This window comes from Pseudomonas sp. NPDC089752 (assembly GCF_044748725.1).
Lineage (GTDB): Bacteria > Pseudomonadota > Gammaproteobacteria > Pseudomonadales > Pseudomonadaceae > Aquipseudomonas.
Genome location: NZ_JBIVGP010000013.1, coordinates 1 through 20,299, shown reverse-complemented (window position 1 = coordinate 20,299; position 20,299 = coordinate 1). Strand labels below are relative to the sequence as shown.

The 20,299-nt window shown below is 61.8% G+C and carries 18 protein-coding genes; 3 read left to right on the top strand and 15 right to left on the bottom strand.

Annotated elements, in window-relative coordinates; genetic code table 11:
• Positions 1-208: 208 nt before the first annotated feature.
• The 5 genes from ACIPZF_RS20470 to ACIPZF_RS20450 all read right to left on the bottom strand — a co-directional run bounded on the left by ACIPZF_RS20470 (position 209) and on the right by ACIPZF_RS20450 (position 6,850).
• Positions 209-1,231, bottom strand: a complete 1,023-nt coding sequence (locus tag ACIPZF_RS20470) for a DUF5924 family protein (RefSeq protein WP_400802532.1) — start codon at positions 1,229-1,231, stop codon at positions 209-211.
• A gap of 144 nt (positions 1,232-1,375) precedes the next feature.
• Positions 1,376-2,782: a M16 family metallopeptidase gene (locus ACIPZF_RS20465; RefSeq protein ID WP_400802530.1), complete on the bottom strand. Its 1,407-nt coding sequence runs from the start codon at positions 2,780-2,782 to the stop codon at positions 1,376-1,378.
• Positions 2,783-2,812: 30 nt separating this feature from the next.
• On the bottom strand, positions 2,813-4,471 hold the full coding sequence (locus tag ACIPZF_RS20460; RefSeq protein WP_400802528.1) for a Na/Pi cotransporter family protein: 1,659 nt from the start codon (positions 4,469-4,471) through the stop codon (positions 2,813-2,815).
• Positions 4,472-4,699: 228 nt separating this feature from the next.
• Positions 4,700-5,470 carry a TerC family protein gene (locus ACIPZF_RS20455; RefSeq protein ID WP_400802526.1) on the bottom strand — a complete coding sequence of 257 codons (771 nt, stop codon included), beginning with the start codon at positions 5,468-5,470 and terminating at the stop codon, positions 4,700-4,702.
• 72 nt (positions 5,471-5,542) lie between these two features.
• Complete coding sequence (locus ACIPZF_RS20450) at positions 5,543-6,850, bottom strand: CitMHS family transporter (RefSeq protein WP_400802525.1); 1,308 nt, start codon at positions 6,848-6,850, stop codon at positions 5,543-5,545.
• A gap of 266 nt (positions 6,851-7,116) precedes the next feature.
• Here ACIPZF_RS20450 and ACIPZF_RS20445 point away from each other — a divergent pair, with 266 nt between their 5' ends.
• Positions 7,117-7,518, top strand: coding sequence for a GFA family protein (locus ACIPZF_RS20445; RefSeq protein WP_400802523.1), 402 nt, complete (start codon positions 7,117-7,119; stop codon positions 7,516-7,518).
• 71 nt (positions 7,519-7,589) lie between these two features.
• Here the strand turns inward: ACIPZF_RS20445 and ACIPZF_RS20440 are convergent, their stop codons facing one another.
• The 10 genes from ACIPZF_RS20440 to ACIPZF_RS20395 all read right to left on the bottom strand — a co-directional run bounded on the left by ACIPZF_RS20440 (position 7,590) and on the right by ACIPZF_RS20395 (position 17,382).
• Complete coding sequence (locus tag ACIPZF_RS20440) at positions 7,590-9,548, bottom strand: DUF4105 domain-containing protein (RefSeq protein ID WP_400802521.1); 1,959 nt, start codon at positions 9,546-9,548, stop codon at positions 7,590-7,592.
• A complete protein-coding gene (locus ACIPZF_RS20435) occupies positions 9,545-9,865 on the bottom strand; it encodes a DUF2388 domain-containing protein (RefSeq protein ID WP_400802519.1) in 321 nt (106 codons plus the stop codon). The genes ACIPZF_RS20440 and ACIPZF_RS20435 overlap by 4 nt, the downstream gene beginning before the upstream one ends.
• A gap of 36 nt (positions 9,866-9,901) precedes the next feature.
• Positions 9,902-10,195: a DUF2388 domain-containing protein gene (locus ACIPZF_RS20430; RefSeq protein WP_400802518.1), complete on the bottom strand. Its 294-nt coding sequence runs from the start codon at positions 10,193-10,195 to the stop codon at positions 9,902-9,904.
• Positions 10,196-10,279: 84 nt separating this feature from the next.
• Positions 10,280-10,597 (bottom strand): DUF2388 domain-containing protein, encoded by a 318-nt coding sequence (locus ACIPZF_RS20425; protein WP_400802517.1) that lies wholly within the window; start codon positions 10,595-10,597, stop codon positions 10,280-10,282.
• Between the two features lie 306 nt (positions 10,598-10,903).
• Positions 10,904-11,119 (bottom strand): DUF1127 domain-containing protein, encoded by a 216-nt coding sequence (locus ACIPZF_RS20420; RefSeq protein WP_023378057.1) that lies wholly within the window; start codon positions 11,117-11,119, stop codon positions 10,904-10,906.
• A 360-nt stretch (positions 11,120-11,479) separates the two neighbouring features.
• On the bottom strand, positions 11,480-12,973 hold the full coding sequence (locus ACIPZF_RS20415) for an acetyl-CoA hydrolase/transferase family protein (protein ID WP_400802516.1): 1,494 nt from the start codon (positions 12,971-12,973) through the stop codon (positions 11,480-11,482).
• A gap of 189 nt (positions 12,974-13,162) precedes the next feature.
• On the bottom strand, positions 13,163-14,599 hold the full coding sequence (locus ACIPZF_RS20410) for an NAD(P)(+) transhydrogenase (Re/Si-specific) subunit beta (protein WP_400802514.1): 1,437 nt from the start codon (positions 14,597-14,599) through the stop codon (positions 13,163-13,165).
• A gap of 2 nt (positions 14,600-14,601) precedes the next feature.
• Positions 14,602-14,916: an NAD(P) transhydrogenase subunit alpha gene (locus tag ACIPZF_RS20405; RefSeq protein WP_003256966.1), complete on the bottom strand. Its 315-nt coding sequence runs from the start codon at positions 14,914-14,916 to the stop codon at positions 14,602-14,604.
• Between the two features lie 11 nt (positions 14,917-14,927).
• Positions 14,928-16,049, bottom strand: coding sequence for a Re/Si-specific NAD(P)(+) transhydrogenase subunit alpha (locus tag ACIPZF_RS20400; protein ID WP_400802512.1), 1,122 nt, complete (start codon positions 16,047-16,049; stop codon positions 14,928-14,930).
• Positions 16,050-16,467: 418 nt separating this feature from the next.
• Positions 16,468-17,382, bottom strand: a complete 915-nt coding sequence (locus tag ACIPZF_RS20395) for a LysR family transcriptional regulator (protein WP_400802511.1) — start codon at positions 17,380-17,382, stop codon at positions 16,468-16,470.
• Between the two features lie 160 nt (positions 17,383-17,542).
• Here ACIPZF_RS20395 and ACIPZF_RS20390 point away from each other — a divergent pair, with 160 nt between their 5' ends.
• The gene (locus ACIPZF_RS20390) at positions 17,543-18,724 is read left to right on the top strand and encodes an acyl-CoA dehydrogenase (RefSeq protein ID WP_400802509.1); all 1,182 of its coding nucleotides are present in this window, start codon (positions 17,543-17,545) and stop codon (positions 18,722-18,724) included.
• Positions 18,725-18,738: 14 nt separating this feature from the next.
• On the top strand, positions 18,739-19,959 hold the full coding sequence (locus ACIPZF_RS20385) for a CaiB/BaiF CoA transferase family protein (protein WP_400802507.1): 1,221 nt from the start codon (positions 18,739-18,741) through the stop codon (positions 19,957-19,959).
• The last annotated feature ends 340 nt before the right edge of the window (positions 19,960-20,299 follow it).

Genomic DNA, 20,299 nt, shown 5'->3' with positions numbered 1-20,299 from the left:
CGTGTTCGCGGGACAAGCCCGCTCCCACAGGGATCGCATGCCGCCTGAGGCATTTCGCCGGTAGGAGCGGATTCATCCGCGAAGCAGGCACCGCGGTATATGGCACGGGCTACGCCCGTGTTCGCGGCTAAAGCCGCTCCCACAGCTTAATCCGCGCAGCTTTTTAAGTTTTGTGGAAGACAGTTGCTCCCTCAGAGCATGCAGCGCCTCATTTCGCGACCGCGTCATCCACCACCTTGAAGCGCAGCACACCGATCACCTGGCCATCCTCGGTCAACACCCGCACCTGCCATTTGCCCACCGGGTTCGGCGGGAAGTTCTGCTTGTGGGTCCAGGCGCGGTAGCCTTCCTTGCGCCCGCCATGGATATCCAGGGCAATGCGGTCGACTTCCTTCCCGTCCTTCTGCCACACGTGGTAGATGCGCTCGTTGAGGCCGCGCGGTGCATTGATCGCGGTATAGGCATACAGGCCGCTGCTGCGGATGCGGCTGGCGGCGATCTCGTCCAGCGAGTCGCCGGGCTGGCGGTTGATCACTTCGGTGCTGACCGCCACCTCGGTCATCCACAGGGTCGCTGGCGGCACCCAGGAGCGCAGCAACCAACCGCCGCCGCCGACGGCCAGGGTCACCAGAACCAAGGCCACACCCCGGCGCCAAGTGTTGATCGGGAAACTGCTGGCAAGGCTTGGGAACGACAACACCATGGCGGCGATCAGCGCCAGCTTGAAGCTTTGCGCGGTGGTCAGGTGGAGAATGATCGGCAGTGCGGTCAGCAAGGCGGCGAACAACGTCAGGGTATGCAGCGCCAGGAACAGCCAACGCCGAGGGGCCAGCCATTTGTAATACAGAGGGTCGACGATAGAAACCAGGCCGGCGCCCGCCAGCAGGCCAGTGAACACCAGTTGGCCGCTGTTCCAGGTGGTGGTGATGAAAAAGAACGGGAGGACGAAGAACAGGCTTTCCTGGTGGATCATCTGCGTCGCGTAACGCAGCAGCGGTTGTGGGATCTCGCGCTTGAATGTGCGGGCGAACAGGCCGGTGAGGGTGTTCTCGAACATCAGCCAGACCCAGCTGATCAGCATGAGGACGGCGACCCAACTGGCCAGGCTGGCCTGGCGGTCGACCAGGATGAAGCTGCCGATTCCGGAGAGAAAACCGCCGAGCGCGATGACGCCGGGGTAGCGTTTGAGCAGCTCGATGATGCGCTGGACGATGTGGGGGATTGGGGGCATTAGGTCTGCAACAGAGTGGTGGGGTGACTGTGCCGGCCCTTTCGCGGGGCAAGCCCGCTCCCACAGGATTTATGTTGATCACACAATCTGTGGGAGCGGGCTTGTCCCGCGAAAGGGCCGGTACTGACGAAGGATACCGCCGAATCACCGCTCCCGTGTAGCACCGCTGGGCCGCTCTGGTGGGTGACGGCGCCGTATCAGCAACCCTGCAGCCAGTACCACACCAGCTAGCAATGCAATCAGCCCATACAGCTCGTCATACCCCAGCAATGGCTTCTCGATCCGCAGATACCCCTCGTCCTTGAGCAATTCCTTCAATGCATCGTTGGCCTGCTCCAGGCTGACCTGGCGTAGCTGCCGCGTCGGGCTGGCAAAGCGCCCATTGTTGTAGTCGTTCAGCGCCCCCCAGTAATAGTCGGCCAACGCGCTGTTGCCCTGGGTGCTCCAGCTCTCCTTGGCAACGGCGGCGTCCTTGATGCGGGCGAAGGTATCGGCATCGAGGCCTTCCTTGCGCAGGTGGTCGAACAGCTGTTGCATCACCTTGACTGCCTTGTCGATGTCGTCGCGCTCAAGGTCGGCGTTCATGCTCAGCATGCCGCTGTCGCCAAAGCTTTCACGCTGCACCGAGGGGCCGTAGGACAGGCCGTTGCGCAACCGCAACTGGTCGTACAAGGCCCAGTCCAGGTAGCGCGAAAGCAGGTCGAGGGTCGGCTGGTGATCGTTGTCCAGTACCGGTTCGATGAACAGCCAGTGCAGTTTGACGCTGTCGCCCAGTACCCCGCGAGTCAGGTCGCGGCGTTGCTCGGCCTGTTGGCTGATGCTGTCGAGGTTGCGCCGTTCCTCCGGCTCGGTGGCGGGCAGCTCGCCAAAGGTACGGTCCAGGTAGGCCGGCAGCAGGCGGTCGAGGCCGCCGACCACGATCAGGGTCATGTTGTTGGCGGCATACCAGCGATCACGCAGGGCCTGCACCTGCTCCAGAGTCATGTCGTCGAGGTTGGAGCGCTCCGGGCATTTCAGGCCGAGCTCGGTCGCCAGCTGAGCGCTGGCCGGATGGCCGATGTCCTGGCGGTCGAGCCAGCGTTGCAAGTGGCCGTAATGGCCGCCATCTTCGCGTTCGATGATGCGTTTGGCGGTGGCCAGCGCCTTGGCGTCGATACGGGTATCGCGGATCACCGCCAGCAGCAGGTCGAGGACTTTGCGCTGATTGCGCGCCGGGGCTTCGATGACGAAGGTAGTGTCGGCGCTGCTGGTGTACGCATTCCATTCGCCGCCCAGGGCCTGCAGACGTTCTTCCAGGCCGCCCTCGCCGGTTTCGTCGATGCCGCTGAACAGCAAATGTTCGAGCAAGTGCGGCAGCTCTTTCTGCTCGCAGTCGAAATCGTCCAGGCCCACCCCGACGACCAGGCGGATCGCCACGTGGTCACGTTCATAGCCGGATTTGAGGATCACCTGCAGGCCATTGGGCAACAGGTAGCCTTCGACCCGCGAGCGATCCAGGGCGTGGGAGGTCAGGCTGCAGATCAGCAGGCAAACGAATGTCAGGCAACGCATGGGCGAGCTTGGGTCTCCAGGTGTGCGAGATCAGGGCTGGCGGGCTTCATCCGGTACCGTATCGAGCATCAGCCCGCCGGTGTCCGTGCCGCCCAGTACCACATAGGCACTGCTGCAGAACAAAGAGTTCAACCGCTTCATGTCGGCGATCAGCTCCAAGTGTAGCGAACTCGTTTCGATACTTTGCACTACCTTGCGCTGCAAACGGCTGACGTGGGCGTGGGCCAGGCGCCGTTCCTGCGCGCGGAAACGGCGTTTTTCGCGTAGGAGCAAGTGTGCGCTCTCAGGGTCGGCGCTGAGGAACACCGACAGGCCCAGGCGCAGGTTGGACAGCAACTGCTCCTGCAGGCCGGTGAGCTCCTCCAGGCCGACCTGGGAAAACTCCCGGCGCTGGCTGGTCTTCTGCTGCTGCACCTTGCGCAGCATGCGTTCGATCAGGTCGCCGGCCAGCTTGAGGTTGATCGCCAACTCGATGATTTCGGCCCAGCGTCGGTTCTCCTGATCGCTCAGGTCTTCCCGCGCCATCTGCGCCAGGTACAGCTTGATCGCGTTGTAGAGCGCTTCGGCGTCCTCGCTCAGGGCGCGGACTTGCTGGGGCAAAGCGGTCTGGGTGCCGCGCAGGGCATTGAGCATGGCTTCGAGCAGGCTGTCGACGATGTCGCCCAGGCGCAGGGTTTCGCGGGCGGCGTTGGCCAGGGCCAGGCTTGGCGTGGTAAGTGCCGAGGGGTCGAGGTGGCGCGCGCGCACCTGGCCGTTGCCGTTTTCGCGCTCGGGCAGCAGGCTGTTGCACAGCCGGCCCATGAGTTTGACCGTGGGCAGCATGATCAGGCAGCGCAGGGTGTTATAGAGCAGGTGGAAGCCGATCACCAGTTCCTGCGGGCTGAAGCTCAGCGAGTCCATCCACTCGACCAGCGGGTGCAGCACGGGAATGATCAGCAGCAGGCCGATCAGCTTGTACAGCAGGCTGCCCAATGCCACGCGCCGCCCGGCAGCGTTCTGCATGCTGGTGCTGATGAATGCCAGAAGCCCGCTGCCGATGTTGGCGCCGACCACCAGGCCGATGGCCACCGGCAGGCTGATCACTTCAGCGCCGGCCAGGGTGGCGGTGAGCAACACCGCCGCCAGGCTGGAATAGGAAACCATGGCGAACAATGCGCCAACCAAGGCATCGAGCAGGATGTCGCCAGTCAGTGAGGCGAACAGCACTTTTACACCCTGGGCATGGGTGATCGGCGTGGCGGCCTGCACGATCAGCTCCAGCGCCAGGATGATCAGGCCCAGGCCGATACCGACGCGGCCCAGCTGGCCAGCGCGTGTCTGCTTGCGTGACAGAAAGAAGATCACCCCGAGAAACAGCAGCAGCGGCGACAGCCACGACAGGTCGAGGGTCAGCACCCTGGCCATCAGCGCGGTACCCACGTCGGCGCCGAGCATGATCGCCAGCGCCGGGGTCATGGCCATCAGGCCCTGGCCGACGAATGAAGTGACCAGCATGGCGGTGGCGTTGCTGCTCTGTACCACGGCGGTGACCACGATGCCGGCAATGAACGCCAGCGGCCGGCGGTTCATGTTCTGGCTGAGGACCCGGCGCAGGTTGGAGCCGAACACCCGCAGGATGCCGGTACGGACGATGTGCGTGCCCCACACCAGCAATGCCACGGCGGAGAGCAGGTTGAGCAGGGTCAACATGGTGTAGCCCCCCTTTCTAATTCTGGGCTTCAGCAGCGAAGCCAATGGGTGAAGCGGCAAGCCTGGCCCGGGGGTGGGTGTTTTTAATCCAGTGCTTACTCAAGCTGTAGTTGTTTTGCGCAGCTCATGCCAGCTTGGCATGCCTGGCGGGCGTTTGAAACAAACTTGTCATGAAACCCTGGCCATGAAAAAGGGCCCCGAAGGGCCCTCTCGCTGCGCTCCAGGTACTTACTGACCCGGAATGTCCTTGCGCAGTTTCACCGGGTCGTGTTCCTTGCCGTCCTTGCGCGCCATGGCGGTGCGCATGCGGATGTTGATGGCCTCGACCGCCAGCGAGAACGCCATGGCGAAGTAGACGTAGCCCTTCGGCACGTGCACATCGAACGATTCGGCGATCAGCACGGTACCTACGACGATCAGGAACGAAAGCGCAAGCATCTTCAGCGAAGGGTGCTTGTCGATGAAGTTGCTGATGGCCCCGGCGCAGAGCATCATCACCAGCACCGCGACGACGATCGCGGCGATCATCACCGGCACGTGCGAGACCATGCCCACCGCGGTGATCACCGAGTCCAGGGAGAACACGATGTCGATGATGGCGATCTGGATGATGGTGTAGAAGAACTTGCCGCCCGCGCCTTTCGGCTCATCGGGATTCTCGTCTTCACCTTCCAGGCCGTGGTAGATCTCCTGCGAGCTTTTCCACAGCAAGAACAGGCCACCGAAGAACAGGATCAGATCGCGACCCGAGATGCCCTGGCCGAAAACCACGAACAGGTCAGCGGTAAGGCGCATGACCCAGGTGATCGACAGCAGCAGCATGATGCGGGTGACCATGGCCAGGGCCAGGCCGAAGATCCGGGTGCGCGGCTGCATGTGCTTGGGCATGCGGCTGACCAGAATCGAGATCATGATGATGTTGTCGATGCCGAGCACGATCTCAAGCGCGGTGAGGGTGAAAAAGGCAACCCAGATTTCCGGGCTGGTCAGCCATTCCATGTGTCTTCCTTCGAACGGTAATGGCAAAGCGCCCAAGTATGGGCGCTTCGCGTTTGCGGTGGTGCGTGTTTATTAAAGACTACTGAACAACGGGAAAATGCCCATCAGCAATGCGGCGGCCATTATGCACATGCACACCAGTACTGCCCACTTGAGGGTGAAGCGCTGGTGGTCGCCGAATTCGATGCCGGCCAATGCCACCAGCAGGTAGGTGGAGGGTACCAGCGGGCTCAGCAGGTGAACCGGCTGCCCGACGATCGACGCCCGGGCCATTTCCACCGGGCTGATGCCGTAGTGGCTGGCGGCCTCCGCCAGCACCGGCAGCACGCCGTAGTAGAAGGCATCGTTGGACATGAAGAAGGTGAACGGCATGCTCACGATCGCGGTAATTACCGCAAGGTATGGCCCCAGTGCTTCAGGAATGACCGCCAGCAGGCTCTTGGACATGGCTTCGACCATGCCGGTGCCCGACAGGATGCCGGTGAAGATACCGGCGGCGAAGATCAACCCGGTCACGGCCAGCACGCTGCCGGCATGGGCGGCGATACGGTCCTTTTGCTGCTGCAGGCACGGGTAGTTGACGATCATGGCGATACTGAAGGCGATCATGAACAGCACTGGCAGTGGCAGCAAGCCGGCGATCAGCGCAACCATCAGCACGGCGGTTAGCGCACCGTTGAACCACAGCAGTTTTGGGCGGCGCGCTTCGGGGAACTGCGACACGCTGATTTCGCTGTGGTCGATGTCATCGGTCGGCAGGTGCAGCTCGCCCAGGCGGGCACGTTCACGTTTGCCGTACATGTAGGCGATGGCCAGGATCGCCAGCACGCCGAAGACCATGGCCGGGATCATCGGCACGAAAATGTCCGACGGGTCCACGTGCAGGGCGCTGGCGGCACGGGCAGTCGGCCCGCCCCACGGGGTCATGTTCATCACCCCGCCGGCGAGGATGATCAGGCCGGCCATGATTCGCGGGCTCATGCCCAGGCGGCTGTACAGCGGCAGCATGGCAGCGCAGCAGATCATGTAGGTAGTGGCGCCGTCACCGTCGAGCGATACCACCAGGGCCAGCACGGCGGTGCCGACCGAGACTTTCAACGGGTCGCCCTTGACCAGTTTGAGGATCTTGCGCACGGCCGGGTCGAACAGGCCGGAGTCGATCATCAGGGCGAAGTACAGGATGGCGAACATCAGCATCACGCCGGTCGGCGCGAGCTTGCTGATGCCTTGAAGCATCATTGGGCCGATCTCGGCGGAAAAACCACCGAACAGGGCGAACAGGATCGGTACCAGGATCAGTGCGATCAAGGCCGACAGGCGCTTGGTCATGATCAGGTACATGAAGGTGATGACCATGGCAAAGCCGAGGAAGGTCAGCATGGCAATACTCCAGGCGTGGCGCGGCGAAAGGAACGGCGATTCGGGCGGGTCAGCGCGTCGGGCGCTGCGCAAGGAGCAAACGGAGGGGGACTGCAAAAAGGCGGGCACAGGAATACATCAGAATCACCATTGTTGTTGTTGATTGGGCCGGGCGCGGAAATTCCGGGTGCCCTGGCTGACCGGTCTTGTGCCGGTGGTGGAGGCTATCCTAGGGGGGTTAGCTTTCAGCCAGCTTTCGCCGGGAGATGGGCGACGGGAGGTAGGTGATGCAGGATGTAACCGAAGGAGGCTGCCATTGCGGCGCCTTGCGCTATCGCTTGAAGGGCGAATTGACGGATGTGGCCCATTGTCATTGCTCGATCTGTCGGCGGGTCAGCGGCGGGCTGGTGGTGACCTGGCTTACCCTGCCCCGCCGGGACTTCAAGTGGCTCGCGGGCAGGCCGCAGTGCTATGTGGCGCCGGCCAGCTGCAAACGATACTTCTGTGGGGAGTGTGGGGCGCATGTGGCGTTGGTGACCGAGCACAGCCCGGACAGCATCGATGTGACGGTGGCGACGTTGGATCATCCGGAGCGGGTGCGGGCGCGGCGGCATATCTGGACGAGCAGCCGGTTGCCCTGGCTGCATCTGGATGAGGGTTTGCCTGGGGAGGCGGAGGAGAAACCATAGTTTTGTGCTGGTTCTGCTGGCCTCTCGCGGCTGAAGCCGCTCCTACAGCCGCGAAGAGGCCAGTGCAGACACTAGGGTAGCTGCAGGCCCCCCGCAGCCTTGTGCAGCGCCCGCAGATGCTCCCCGATCTGCTTCACATTCGCCTCCACCGCAGCAATTTCCTTGGCCCGGGAAGGCTCCAGCAGCGCCCTCACCTCTTTATCCAGATCAGTGCTCAAACGCAGCAACTGCGCCTGCCGCTCACTGCTGACCTTCTCCAGGTGCTCACGTTCTTCCGGCTGCGGCAGCCCATAGCCCTTGGCCTCCAACAGCTCCGCCGGGCGGCTGAGGAAGCCGCTGTTGGCGAGCATCTGCTTCAGTGTCTGGTCGGCCTTGCTGACACTGCCGTCATTCAGTGCGGCCGCATTCAGGTAGCGCTGCTTCACTTCGTCCTGGGCCAGCAGTAACTGGCGGCGCAGGCTGGCTTGCTCGAGCAGCAGCAAGGCGGCGCTGGTGCGCAGGTCTGCCTGTGCGAACCAGCTGCGGCGCTGCTCGGCATCCAGGGCCAGCCAGTCCTCTACCTTGTCCTGCTTGACCGGCAGCTGTTTCCTGAGCACATCGAACATCGCTTGATAGCGCTCGCGATAGGAATCGAACCGATACCCCAGGCGCAGGGCCTCGCGTGGGTCATCGAGCACGCTGGTATCCGCCAGCCCCCTGCCCGCCAGCACCTCCAGCAAGCCGATGGGCATGATGCTGTCGAGGTCGTTGATGCGTGGGTTGGCGGTGCCGCTGCGCAGCAGTTTCAAAGACTCCACTGCGCAGTTGTTGGACAGGAACCAGTAGTCGCCGTCATACGTCCAGTGCATCTCGGCGGCCTGGCGTACCAGGTTTTCGATCTCGTTGCGGTTTAGCTTCAGCGGCACCGACGCCAGGCTGCGCAATTCGGTCTTGGTGTACTCGTCGATCACCTGGGCCAGCGGCAGCACGAACAGCCGTGATGGGTAGGCGCCGACCAGGCCATCCCAGCTGGACAACTGCACGTCGTTGACGAAAGCGCGGTACGACAGCACCAGGTGCTGGTCGAGGTCCAGGCGGCAGTCTGGACCGCGTGGGCGGCCAGGCTTGCAGATCACCAGACGCAGCATGCTGTGGCCCCAGCGGCTGACCAGATTCTGGTTGGCCTCGGCCAGCAGGAAGTCCACCTCGTAGACCCGCTCCGGGTCGATATCGCCCAAGGGCTGACGGGCGAAGTCGCTGCCGGCATTGAGGAATGGCAGGCCCTTGGCGCAGGCTTGCTGCGTTGGCGCCCAGCCAAAGTGTTCACGCAGGTACTGGTTCAACGCCGGTCGGCGGCAGCCATAACTCGGGTCGAGGAGGAAGTACTCCATGTTGACCGCGAGGTATTCCTTGGGGCTGCTCAACTCGTAGCTGTCGGGGCTACGGACGAACTGGCCGTTGTGCTGTTCACGCTCGCCGCGGCGGCCGACGTATTGCGGCCAGCCGGCCAGGTCAAGAAAACGCGGGTCGTCGCTCAAGGTGAAGCGGCGTTCTGCCTGGCCGCGGCATTCCTCCCGCTGGCCAATTTTGCCTACCGTGCCTTGCTGGCGCTTGCAGCGGGCGATTAGCGAGCGCTCGGCGCTGGGCCAGCGCCGAGCCCGGTCGTAAATATGGGTGAGTTCGTGAAGGACAGTAGCCAGCAGCTCTTCGCGCACGGTGCCATGGGGCCGGTCGGTGAGTTGCTTCGCGGCGCTGCCGTCAGCCAGGCTGGGCAACAGGCGACGATTGAGCTCCAGGGTCGAGACCAAGGACGCCTGGCCATAGGCATCGGCCGGCATGGTGTCGCTCCAGCTGACCGCCACCCGCCGGTCCAGCTGTTGCTTGAAGCGCGGCGGGAGCTTAGCCATAGCCTCGTCCAGCAGCGCTTGCGAAGCTTGGGCCTGTTGCGGGGTGAGGCCTGGTGCCTGCAGATCGAGCTGCAGGTCGGCCAGAGCGGGCGTACCGAGCAGCGTCAGGGCGCAGCCGAGCAGCCAGGCACGCACGCGATTCACAGCGCCAGGATAGCTTCGGCCAGCACCTGGTCGCTGGCGCTGCGCGCTTCAGGCACGCGCTCGCGCAGGGTATCGAAGGCAGCCTCCAGCTGAGCGCCGCGGATATCTCCGTTGCTGGCGACGAAACTGGCGGCATCGTCATGGGCTTCACGCACAACCTTGGAGTCGCGGATCGAGGTAGTGGTGTCAGAGGTGAAATCGATCGAGCGGCCAAAGGCGCGCACGATGATGTTGCTGGTGGCCACCAGAGTCTGTGCCTGGGCCAGGTCGGCCAGCAGTAACATGCCGAGGGTAGCGGCGATCAGCGGTTTACGCATGGAGCATCTCCGGAACATACAGGGAGTCGAAAGTGATCATTGGACGAGAATCGCCTCTGCCAGTTCAAGGTCGCCGACAGGGTGATAAGCACAGTTGTGGCGCAGCGCATCGAGCGCCGCTTCCAGGCGCGCGCCACGGATCAGGCCGTGACTGGCAACAAAGGCTGCGGCATCGTCGCGGGCCTGCCTGACCAGCTTGCGGTCGAAAGGCGCGGTCGTGACCTGGCTGGTGACATAGCCGGTGATGACCAGCCCTTGCGTGGTGGTGTCCATGGCATGGGCACTGCCCATGACGGCTACGCAGAACAACAACGGCAACAGATAACGCATGGGCTTCTTAAACAGGAACAGGACGGCAAAGGCTAGCCCGCAAGTGCCGGCCAGAGCCAGCGCTTGCGTATTACAGCTTGTGAATCAGAGCGCCAGGATAGCCTGCGCCAGTTGAGCATCGCTGGCTTGCAGCGCCGGCATGCTCGAACGGATGTGCAGGAAGGCGCTTTCCAGCTTGGCCCCGTGGATGGCGCCTTGGCTACCAACGTAGGTGGCGGCGTCGTCGCGGGCGGCCTGCACGATCTTGTCGTCGCGGAACGACGAAGACAGGTCGGAGGTGGCGTCAGTGGTGGCGGCAACGGCACGGACTACGGCATCGGTCGTGACGACGAAACTGCTGGCGTTGGCGGCGCCGGTCAGGCCGAGCAGCAGGGCTGCGCCAATCAGGTGCTTAAGGGACATGGTCGTGGACTCCTGGGGAGGGATCTGTGGATCTGCTTATCGGACGCTCACGGGGTTCGTCACGGTACCTTTGAACAACTGGTTTCTACCAGACTGTTGAGTCAAGCGTATCACGCGGCGGTATTTCTGGATGTTAATGAACAGTGCGCAAGCAAACTGTTATGGCCGATATTTATATCAATAAAACTGTACCGTTCGCTGCTGCAAAGGCTCTGGCCCCAGACTCAGCCAATAAAAAACCCGCTGCAGTCGCCTGCAGCGGGTTTGGGGAATTCGCGGTGCCGGCCGCAGCCGGCGAACCGGGGCTTAGCGCCAGAACGGCTTGCTCAGCTCTTCGTAACGCTGCGATTCGCTGATACCGGCGTCAGCCAGCAGGCGGGCATCCAGGCGAGCCAATTGACGGCGGCTGGCCATGCGACGCTGCCACAGCAGCAGGGTAGAGAGGGCGCGCAGTGGCAGCGAAGCGTTGGACTGCTGGGCGTTGTTTTCGAACACGAGACCGGAACTGAGGGTACGTTCCATGATGTTTCATCCTTCCGCTTATGGCGGGATTAGGTAGTGGTTTAACTGATGCCAATGATCCTCCTCTGTTGTCCAGAACAGTAGATACAGTTCAGTGGTAATGAGATGAGCCAGTTAACTGTTTAAACCGACTGTTGCACTCGAAACTGGCGTAACTGTACTGGTCTGCACCAGGATGGTGCTATTTTGACTGAAGGAGACTAGGGAAGGCGCTTGGGGTCGGCTAATAAGCGGTACAGTAGTACAGTTTATTCAGCTTACAAGCAAAATGTGTGCTGGCTGCGGTGTTGCGACTGTTGCGGACTGTGTGAGAACAGGCCTGAGCAGCTTATTGGAGGAGCTGCTCAGGCTGACATTGCATCAGCTGGCGAGCATGCGCCCGCTTTCTTCCAGGTTTTCGTGCCAGCTCAACGCCTCACGCAGGATATGCGGCGTATGGCCGCCACGCTGGCAGGCGCGTTCGAAGTAGTCGTTCAGCGCTGCCCGGTAATCCGGGTGCACACAGTTGTCGATGATCGCCCGGGCGCGCTCGCGCGGCGCCAGGCCACGCAGGTCCGCCAGACCCTGCTCGGTCACCAGGATATCCACGTCATGCTCGGTGTGGTCGACATGGCTGACCATCGGCACAACGCTGGAAATCGCACCGCCCTTGGCGATCGACTTGGTCACGAACACCGCCAGGTGAGCGTTGCGGGCGAAGTCGCCGGAGCCACCGATGCCGTTCATCATCCGCGTAGCGCAGACGTGCGTGGAGTTGACGTTGCCGTAGATGTCGAACTCCAGCGCCGTGTTGATGCCGATGATGCCCAGGCGGCGGACGACTTCAGGATGGTTGGAGATCTCCTGCGGGCGCAACACCAGCTTGTCCTTGTAGCGCTCCAGGTTGCCGAACACATCGGCATTGCGGCGGCTCGACAGGGTGATCGAGCTGCCGGAGGCGAAGCTCAGCTTGCCAGCGTCGATCAGGTCGAAGGTCGAATCCTGCAGCACTTCGGAGTACATGGTCAGGTCTTCGAACGGCGACTCGATCAGGCCGCACATTACCGCGTTGGCGATGCTGCCGATGCCGGCCTGCAGCGGGCCGAGCTTGTTGGTCATGCGGCCGGCTGCCACTTCGCTCTTGAGGAAGTTGATCAGGTGGTCGGCGATGCCTTGGGTTTCGTCATCCGGCGGCAGCACGGTGGATGGCGAGTCAGGCTGGTCGCTGATGACGATACCGACGATCTTGGCCGGGTCGATGGCGATTGCGCTGCTGCCGATGCGGTCATCGACCTTCACCAGCGGGATCGGCGTGCGGGTCGGGCGGTAGGTCGGGATATAGATGTCGTGCAAGCCTTCGAGGTTGGCATTGTGCGACAGGTTGATCTCGACGATCACGTGCTTGGCAAAGATGGCGAAGCTGGCCGAGTTGCCCACCGATGTGGTTGGCACGATGTGGCCTTCTTCGGTGATGGCTACCGCCTCGATCACGGCGATGTCCGGCAGTTTCAGCTGCTTGTTGCGCAGTTGCTCGACGGTTTCCGACAGGTGCTGGTCGATGAACATCACTTGGCCGTCGTTGATGGCCTTGCGCAGGGTGCTGTCGACCTGGAATGGCATGCGGCGGGCCAGCACGCCGGCCTCGGTCAGCTGCTTGTCGAGGTCGTTACCCAGGCTGGCGCCGGTCATCAGGCTGATTTTCAGTGGCGATTGCTTGGCGCGTTCGGCCAGGGCATGCGGCACAGCCTTGGCTTCGCCGGCGCGGGTGAAGCCGCTCATGCCGACGGTCATGCCGTCCTCGATCAGGCCAGCGGCGTCAGCCGCACTCATTACCTTGCTGTGCAGGGAGGACAAGCGGATACGATCACGGTACATGGATTGTTATCTCAGGCTACTGAAGCTACTGCAGCGCAGTCTAGAGATTTACCCCGGCGCCGTCCCGCGACCATGGTCGTATGAGAAGCGCGGAAATACAGCCGTTGATCTGGATCAGTAAAATGCAAAAGCCCTGGGAGAAATCTCGCCAGGGCTTTCTATATATCGCACTGTTAGATGCGAAAAGGCTTACTCGACAGCTTTGACCATATCCTCGATGACCTTCTTCGCGTCACCGAACACCATCATGGTCTTGTCCAGGTAGAACAGTTCGTTGTCCAGGCCGGCATAGCCGCTGGCCATGGAGCGCTTGTTGACGATGATGGTCTTGGCCTTGAAGGCTTCGAGAATAGGCATGCCGGCGATTGGCGACTTCGGATCGTTCTTCGCCGCCGGGTTGACCACGTCGTTGGCGCCCAGCACCAGTACCACGTCGGCCTGGCCGAACTCGGCGTTGATGTCTTCCATCTCGAACACCTGGTCGTAAGGCACTTCGGCCTCGGCCAGCAGTACGTTCATATGCCCGGGCATGCGCCCCGCCACCGGGTGGATCGCGTATTTCACGGTCACGCCGTTGTGGGTCAGCTTTTCGGTCAGTTCCTTGAGCGCGTGCTGGGCACGTGCCACCGCCAGGCCGTAGCCCGGGACGATGATCACGCTGTCGGCGTTGCTCAGCAGGAAGGTCGCGTCGTCGGCCGAACCGGACTTCACCGGGCGCTGTTCTTTCGAGCCTTGTGCCGCGCCGGCATCGGCATCGCCGCCGAAGCCGCCGAGGATGACGTTGAAGAACGAGCGGTTCATCGCCTTGCACATGATGTAGGAGAGGATCGCACCGCTGGAGCCCACCAGGGAGCCGGCGATGATCAGCATCGAGTTGTTCAGCGAGAAGCCGATACCCGCCGCTGCCCAGCCCGAGTAGCTGTTGAGCATCGACACCACCACCGGCATGTCGGCGCCCCCGATCGGGATGATGATCAGCACGCCCATGATGAAGGCCAGGACCAGCATCAGGGTGAAGGCGCTGTAATGGCCGGTGAAGGTGAACAGCAGGCCCAGGGCGATGGTGGTCAGACCCAGGATCAGGTTCAACTTGTGCTGGCCGGCGAACTGTACCGGTGCGCCTTGGAACAGGCGGAACTTGTACTTGCCCGACAGCTTGCCGAAGGCGATCACGGAACCGGAGAAGGTGATCGCACCGATGGCCGCGCCAAGGAACAGCTCCAGGCGGTTACCGGTGGGGATTGGGTCGCTGATAGCTGCGACAATGCCCATCGACTGCGGCTCGAGCACCGCGGCGATGGCGATGAACACCGCAGCCAGGCCGATCATGCTGTGCATGAAGGCGACCAGTTCCGGCATCTTGGTCATCTCGACGCGCTTGGCCATGATCGAGCCAGCGGTACCGCCGACCAACAGGCCGACGATCACGTAGCCGATGCCGGCGGTAGCGATCTCGGCGCCGAGCTTATAAATGAGGCCAACCGTGGTGAGGATCGCGATCCCCATGCCGATCATGCCGTACAGGTTGCCGCGCCGCGAGGTGGTCGGGTGCGACAGGCCCTTGAGCGCCTGGATGAAGCAGATCGAGGCGACAAGGTAGAGGAGCGTTACCAGATTCATGCTCATGCTTACTTCTGCGCCTCGTTCTTGGTTTTCTTCTTGAACATTTCAAGCATGCGGCGAGTGACCAGGAAGCCACCGAACACGTTGACCGCAGCCAAGGCCACCGCCAGAGTGCCCATCAGTTTGCCGGCCGGGGTCACGGTCAGGGCGGCAGCCAGCATGGCGCCGACGATGACGATCGCCGAGATCGCGTTGGTGACCGCCATCAACGGCGTGTGCAGTGCCGGGGTGACGTTCCACACCACGTGGTAGCCGACATAGATGGCCAGCACGAAGATGATCAGGTTGTAGATGCCATGGGAAATCAGCATGTCTTCCATTGTCGTGCTCCTTAGCCGTTCTTGCGCACGACCTGGCCGTCGCGGCACATCAGGCACGCGGCGACGATGTCGTCTTCGAGGTTGATGACCAGTGCGCCGTCCTTGTCGAACAGCAGCTTCATGAAGTCCAGCAAGTTACGTGCATACAGCGCCGAGGCATCGGCACCCACCTGCGCGGGCAGGTTGGTCGGGCCGACGATGGTCACCCCGTTTTCCATCACCACCTGGTCGGCGACGGTCAGCGGGCAGTTGCCGCCTTGGGCTGCCGCCAGGTCGATGACCACCGAGCCCGGCTTCATCTGCGCCACGGTTTCGGCGCTGAGCAGGGTCGGTGCCTTGCGGCCGGGGATCAGCGCGGTGGTGATGACGATGTCTGCCTGCTTGGCGCGCTCGTGCACGGCCTGGGCCTGGCGTTGCATCCAGCTGGCCGGCATCGGCCGCGCATAACCGCCAACGCCTTCTGCGCACTCGCGCTCCTCGTCGGTCTCGTAGGGCACATCAAGGAACTTGGCGCCGAGCGATTCGATCTGCTCCTTCACCGCCGGACGCACGTCCGACGCCTCGATCACCGCACCCAGGCGCTTGGCCGTGGCGATGGCCTGCAGGCCGGCAACACCTGCACCCAGTACAAGCACGCGCGCGGCTTTGACGGTACCGGCGGCGGTCATCAGCATGGGCATGAAGCGTGGGTAGTGATGGGCTGCCAGCAGCACCGCCTTGTAGCCGGCGATGTTGGCCTGGGACGACAGCACGTCGAGGCTCTGGGCCCGCGAGGTGCGCGGCGCGGCTTCGAGGGCGAATGCGGTGATACCGCGCTCAGCCATCTTGCCGATCAGTTCACTGTTGAAGGGGTTGAGCATACCGACCAGCAGGCTGCCGCTGTTGATCAGGGCCAGCTCCTGGTCGTTGGGGCCTACCACCTTGAGAACCAACTGAGCGCCGTAGGCATCGGCCGCACTTCCGAGGGAAGCACCCACGGCCTCATAGGCACTGTCCGGAATGCTGGCATTGAGCCCTGCCCCCCGTTGGACGGTGACCTGATGGCCCTGGCCAATCAGTTTCTTGATGGTTTCGGGCGTCGCAGCGACCCTTGTCTCACCGGTCTGCGTCTCGAGAGGAACACCAATGTGCACGACTATTTCTCCTGCGGTGACCTTTTTGTCTTTATAGAAGCCGGCGCACTTCGTTGGTGCGCAGGGTTGGCTGTTAAGCGCCAAGCCCGCCATATCCTGGGCGGGCCGAGCATTTTGCAGACGAACCCAGGGGCCTTCAACCGGTTATGGAGCGAAACGAACTAGAAACTACAAGTCAGCCTGTGACCGTATGTCGCAAGTGTTCGGCTGCAGCCCGTCAAACATGGGCTATTGGCAGATTAGGGGATATTTTGAAATTTTTTGCGATGATTTCGCGGATTGGCTGATAAAGGTCGTAAATACCCCTGAAATCCGCGTGGTTGATGGCTTTGAGCGGGTTTTACATGTCACCCCTACAGTTTTCCTACAAGCGACAAAAAGATATATCTGTAGGTGTTCAAAATAATTGACTACGGGGTCAGAAAGCATCTTCTCTGTGTACTTCAAGGTAACGGCGTGCCTGTTCCAGTAGCCAGTCGCGGAATGCCCTGAGTGATGCCGACTCGACCTTGCGCTCCGGGATCATCAGATAGTAGGCCTTGTCACTGGTAAGCGCGTATCTGTTAGCGACCACCAATCGGCCTTCCTCCAGTTCCCGCTGGATCAGGAACGGCGGAATCAGCGCGACGCCCATCTCATGCATGGCGGCCTGGGCGAGCATGGAGAATAGTTCGTAGCGTGGGCCTGTCATGTCGGCGGCGACGTTCATGCCCAGGCCGTTGAACCACTGGCGCCATGCGTAGGGTCGCGTGGTTTGCTGCAACAGCGGCAGGCTGGCGATGCGCTGCGCATCGAGCATGCCCTGCCCGTGCAGCAAGGCTGGGCTGCATACCGGGAGCGGGTTTTCTCCCATCAGACGGTGGGATTGCGTGCCGGACCAGTCGGCATCACCGAAATAGATGGCAGCGTCGAACGGGGTGTCGGCAAACAGGAATGGCCGTGTGCGGTTCGTAAGGTTGACGGTGACGTCGGGATGGCGCTGCTGGAAGTCCTTTAGCCGCGGGAGCAACCATTGAGTGCCGAAGGTCGGTACTACCGCGAGCTCGATCACATTGGCGCCCTGCTGACGCATCACCGACAGGGTATCCCGCTCTACCGCATCCAACTGCGTGGCGACTTGGCGGCTATAGGACAAGCCGGCCTCAGTCAGCTTCACGCCGCGACGCGAGCGGCGGAACAGTTCCACATTGAGAAAGGCTTCAAGACCGCCGATCTGGCGACAGACGGCGCCTTGGGTCAGGGCAAGTTCCTGGGCGGCCTTGGTAAAGCTCTCGTGGCGCGCTGCGGCTTCGAAGCAGACCAGAGCGGTGGTGCTGGGTATTTTGCGGCGCATGTACGGCAACCTCACTCATCAAGCTTGCGGCATGGGGTTTTGCTGAATCACGGAGTGATAAATTAGCACTAATACGTGCGCAATCCTCGTTTGTCCTCGCTGCTGATCAGGCCTAGGATCAATGGCACAAGACCGCTCCCCTATTTCGAGGATTTCGCTCATGGCTGGTAAAGCAAGCTTCAACTGGATCGACCCGCTGCTGCTGGATCAGCAGCTCACTGAAGAAGAGCGCATGGTGCGTGACAGCGCTTATCAGTTCGCCCAGGACAAGCTCGCGCCACGCGTGCTCGAAGCCTTCCGTCATGAGCAGACCGACCCGGCGATTTTCCGTGAAATGGGTGAAGTCGGCCTGCTGGGTGCGACCATTCCTGAGGCATACGGCGGCAGCGGCCTGAACTACGTGTGCTACGGCCTGATTGCCCGGGAAGTGGAGCGCATCGACTCTGGCTACCGTTCGATGATGAGTGTGCAGTCTTCATTGGTGATGGTGCCGATCAATGAGTTCGGCACCGAAGCGCAGAAACAGAAATATCTGCCAAAGCTTGCCAGCGGCGAGTGGATCGGCTGCTTTGGTCTGACCGAACCCAACCACGGCTCCGACCCAGGCTCGATGATCACTCGCGCCCGTAAGGTCGATGGTGGCTATCGCCTGAGTGGTAGCAAGATGTGGATCACCAACAGCCCGATCGCCGATGTGTTCGTGGTCTGGGCCAAGGATGACGCGGGTGATATTCGTGGCTTCGTGCTGGAAAAAGGCTGGCAGGGTCTCAGCGCCCCGGCGATCCATGGCAAGGTCGGCCTGCGCGCTTCCATCACCGGCGAGATCGTCATGGACAACGTGTTCGTACCGGAAGAGAACATCTTCCCGGATGTCCGTGGCCTCAAAGGCCCGTTTACCTGCCTTAACTCAGCCCGCTATGGCATCTCCTGGGGCGCGCTGGGTGCGGCGGAAGCCTGCTGGCATACCGCTCGCCAGTACACTCTGGACCGCCAGCAGTTCGGCCGCCCACTTGCCGCCAATCAGCTGATCCAGAAAAAGCTGGCCGACATGCAGACGGAGATCACCCTGGCTCTCCAAGGGTGCCTGCGGTTGGGTCGCATGAAGGACGAAGGCACCGCCGCGGTGGAAATCACTTCGATCATGAAGCGCAACTCCTGCGGCAAGGCACTGGACATCGCGCGTATGGCCCGTGACATGCTCGGCGGCAACGGGATTTCCGACGAGTTCGGCGTGGCGCGTCACCTGGTCAACCTTGAAGTGGTCAATACCTATGAAGGGACCCACGACGTACACGCGCTGATCCTGGGGCGTGCGCAAACCGGCATCCAGGCCTTCTATTAATAAGGAGCTGGCCCATGGGCGCGCTATCTCATCTGCGGGTGCTGGATCTTTCCCGAGTGCTGGCGGGGCCTTGGTCTGGCCAGATCCTGGCTGACCTGGGGGCCGACGTGATCAAGGTCGAGCGTCCGGGTAGCGGCGACGACACGCGTGCCTGGGGGCCACCTTTCCTCAAGAATGCACAGGGCGAGAACACCGGCGAGGCGGCGTACTACTTGTCGGCCAACCGCAACAAGCGCTCGGTGACCATCGATTTCACGCAGCCCGAGGGGCAGCGCTTGGTGCGCGAGCTTGCGGCCAAGTCGGATATCGTCATCGAAAATTTCAAGGTTGGCGGGTTGGCGGCCTATGGCCTGGATTACGCAAGCCTGAAGGCGCTCAACCCCAAGCTCATCTATTGCTCGATCACCGGCTTCGGGCAGACTGGCCCCTATGCAAAGCGGGCTGGCTATGACTTCATGATCCAGGGGTTGGGCGGGCTGATGAGCTTGACCGGCCGCCCGGATGGTGAGGATGGTGCCGGACCGGTGAAAGTGGGCGTTGCGCTGACCGACATTCTGACCGGGCTGTACTCGACGGTTGCCGTCCTGGCCGCCCTCGCCCACCGCGATCAGGCTGGTGTTGGCCAGCATATCGATATGGCATTGCTGGATGTGCAGGTGGCCTGTCTGGCCAACCAGGCGATGAACTATCTGACCACGGGTAACTCGCCACGGCGGCTGGGTAACGCCCATCCTAATATCGTGCCTTATCAGGATTTTCCGACGGCGGATGGCGACTTCATCCTTACCGTGGGCAATGATGGCCAGTTCCGCAAGTTCGCCGAAGTGGCAGGGCAGCCGCAATGGGCGGATGACCCGCGCTTTGCCACCAACAAACTGCGGGTGGCCAACAGGACCGAGCTGATCCCGCTGATTCGCCAGGCTACGGTGTTCAAGACTACGGCTGAGTGGGTGAGCCAGTTGGAGGCTGCTGGCGTGCCCTGTGGGCCGATCAACGACCTGGCGCAGATGTTCCAGGATCCGCAGGTGCTTGCGCGCGGCTTGGCGGTGAGCATTGCGCATCCTTTGGCGGGGAGCGTACCGCAGGTGGCAAGCCCTATCCGGTTATCGGAGACGCCCGTTGAATATCGGCGCGCGCCACCACTGCTTGGCGAGCATACGGCAGCAGTCTTGAGTGACATGCTGGGGCTGGATGCTGATGCGCTGGAGCATTTGCGAACAGCTGGCGTGATCTGAAGCTATATAAAGGTGGTGATAAGCTGGGAGGCCGCAGGCCTCCCTGCTTTGCTTTTCAGCGATATTAAGGTTTCTTGAAATTAAGCCTTGACGCACTTTCGAATCCCCTTATAATGCGCCCCACTTCCAGCGACATCGGAACAACAAACTCCTTGAGATTCAATGAGTTAGATGATCCAGGCGATGCTGAAAGGGCTACGATCGAATGATCGCAAGCGGTTGAAATGGTGGTTGACAGCGCTTCCAAACGCTGTAGAATTCGCCTCCCGCTACGAGAGATCGCAGCGAGCCAAGTGTTTGAAGCTAAACGAGTTTCTCGCAAAAAACTTCAAAATAAACG

Coding starts and splice junctions, on each gene's coding strand:
- ACIPZF_RS20470 (WP_400802532.1), bottom strand. CDS start 1,231: ATGCCCCCAATCCCCCACATCGTCCAGCGCATCATCGAGCTGCTCAAA.
- ACIPZF_RS20465 (WP_400802530.1), bottom strand. CDS start 2,782: ATGCGTTGCCTGACATTCGTTTGCCTGCTGATCTGCAGCCTGACCTCC.
- ACIPZF_RS20460 (WP_400802528.1), bottom strand. CDS start 4,471: ATGTTGACCCTGCTCAACCTGCTCTCCGCCGTGGCATTGCTGGTGTGG.
- ACIPZF_RS20455 (WP_400802526.1), bottom strand. CDS start 5,470: ATGGAATGGCTGACCAGCCCGGAAATCTGGGTTGCCTTTTTCACCCTC.
- ACIPZF_RS20450 (WP_400802525.1), bottom strand. CDS start 6,850: ATGCTGACCTTCCTCGGCTTTGCCATGGTCATCACCTTCATGTACCTG.
- ACIPZF_RS20445 (WP_400802523.1), top strand. CDS start 7,117: ATGCAGGATGTAACCGAAGGAGGCTGCCATTGCGGCGCCTTGCGCTAT.
- ACIPZF_RS20435 (WP_400802519.1), bottom strand. CDS start 9,865: ATGCGTAAACCGCTGATCGCCGCTACCCTCGGCATGTTACTGCTGGCC.
- ACIPZF_RS20430 (WP_400802518.1), bottom strand. CDS start 10,195: ATGCGTTATCTGTTGCCGTTGTTGTTCTGCGTAGCCGTCATGGGCAGT.
- ACIPZF_RS20425 (WP_400802517.1), bottom strand. CDS start 10,597: ATGTCCCTTAAGCACCTGATTGGCGCAGCCCTGCTGCTCGGCCTGACC.
- ACIPZF_RS20420 (WP_023378057.1), bottom strand. CDS start 11,119: ATGGAACGTACCCTCAGTTCCGGTCTCGTGTTCGAAAACAACGCCCAG.
- ACIPZF_RS20415 (WP_400802516.1), bottom strand. CDS start 12,973: ATGTACCGTGATCGTATCCGCTTGTCCTCCCTGCACAGCAAGGTAATG.
- ACIPZF_RS20410 (WP_400802514.1), bottom strand. CDS start 14,599: ATGAGCATGAATCTGGTAACGCTCCTCTACCTTGTCGCCTCGATCTGC.
- ACIPZF_RS20405 (WP_003256966.1), bottom strand. CDS start 14,916: ATGGAAGACATGCTGATTTCCCATGGCATCTACAACCTGATCATCTTC.
- ACIPZF_RS20395 (WP_400802511.1), bottom strand. CDS start 17,382: ATGCGCCGCAAAATACCCAGCACCACCGCTCTGGTCTGCTTCGAAGCC.
- ACIPZF_RS20390 (WP_400802509.1), top strand. CDS start 17,543: ATGGCTGGTAAAGCAAGCTTCAACTGGATCGACCCGCTGCTGCTGGAT.
- ACIPZF_RS20385 (WP_400802507.1), top strand. CDS start 18,739: ATGGGCGCGCTATCTCATCTGCGGGTGCTGGATCTTTCCCGAGTGCTG.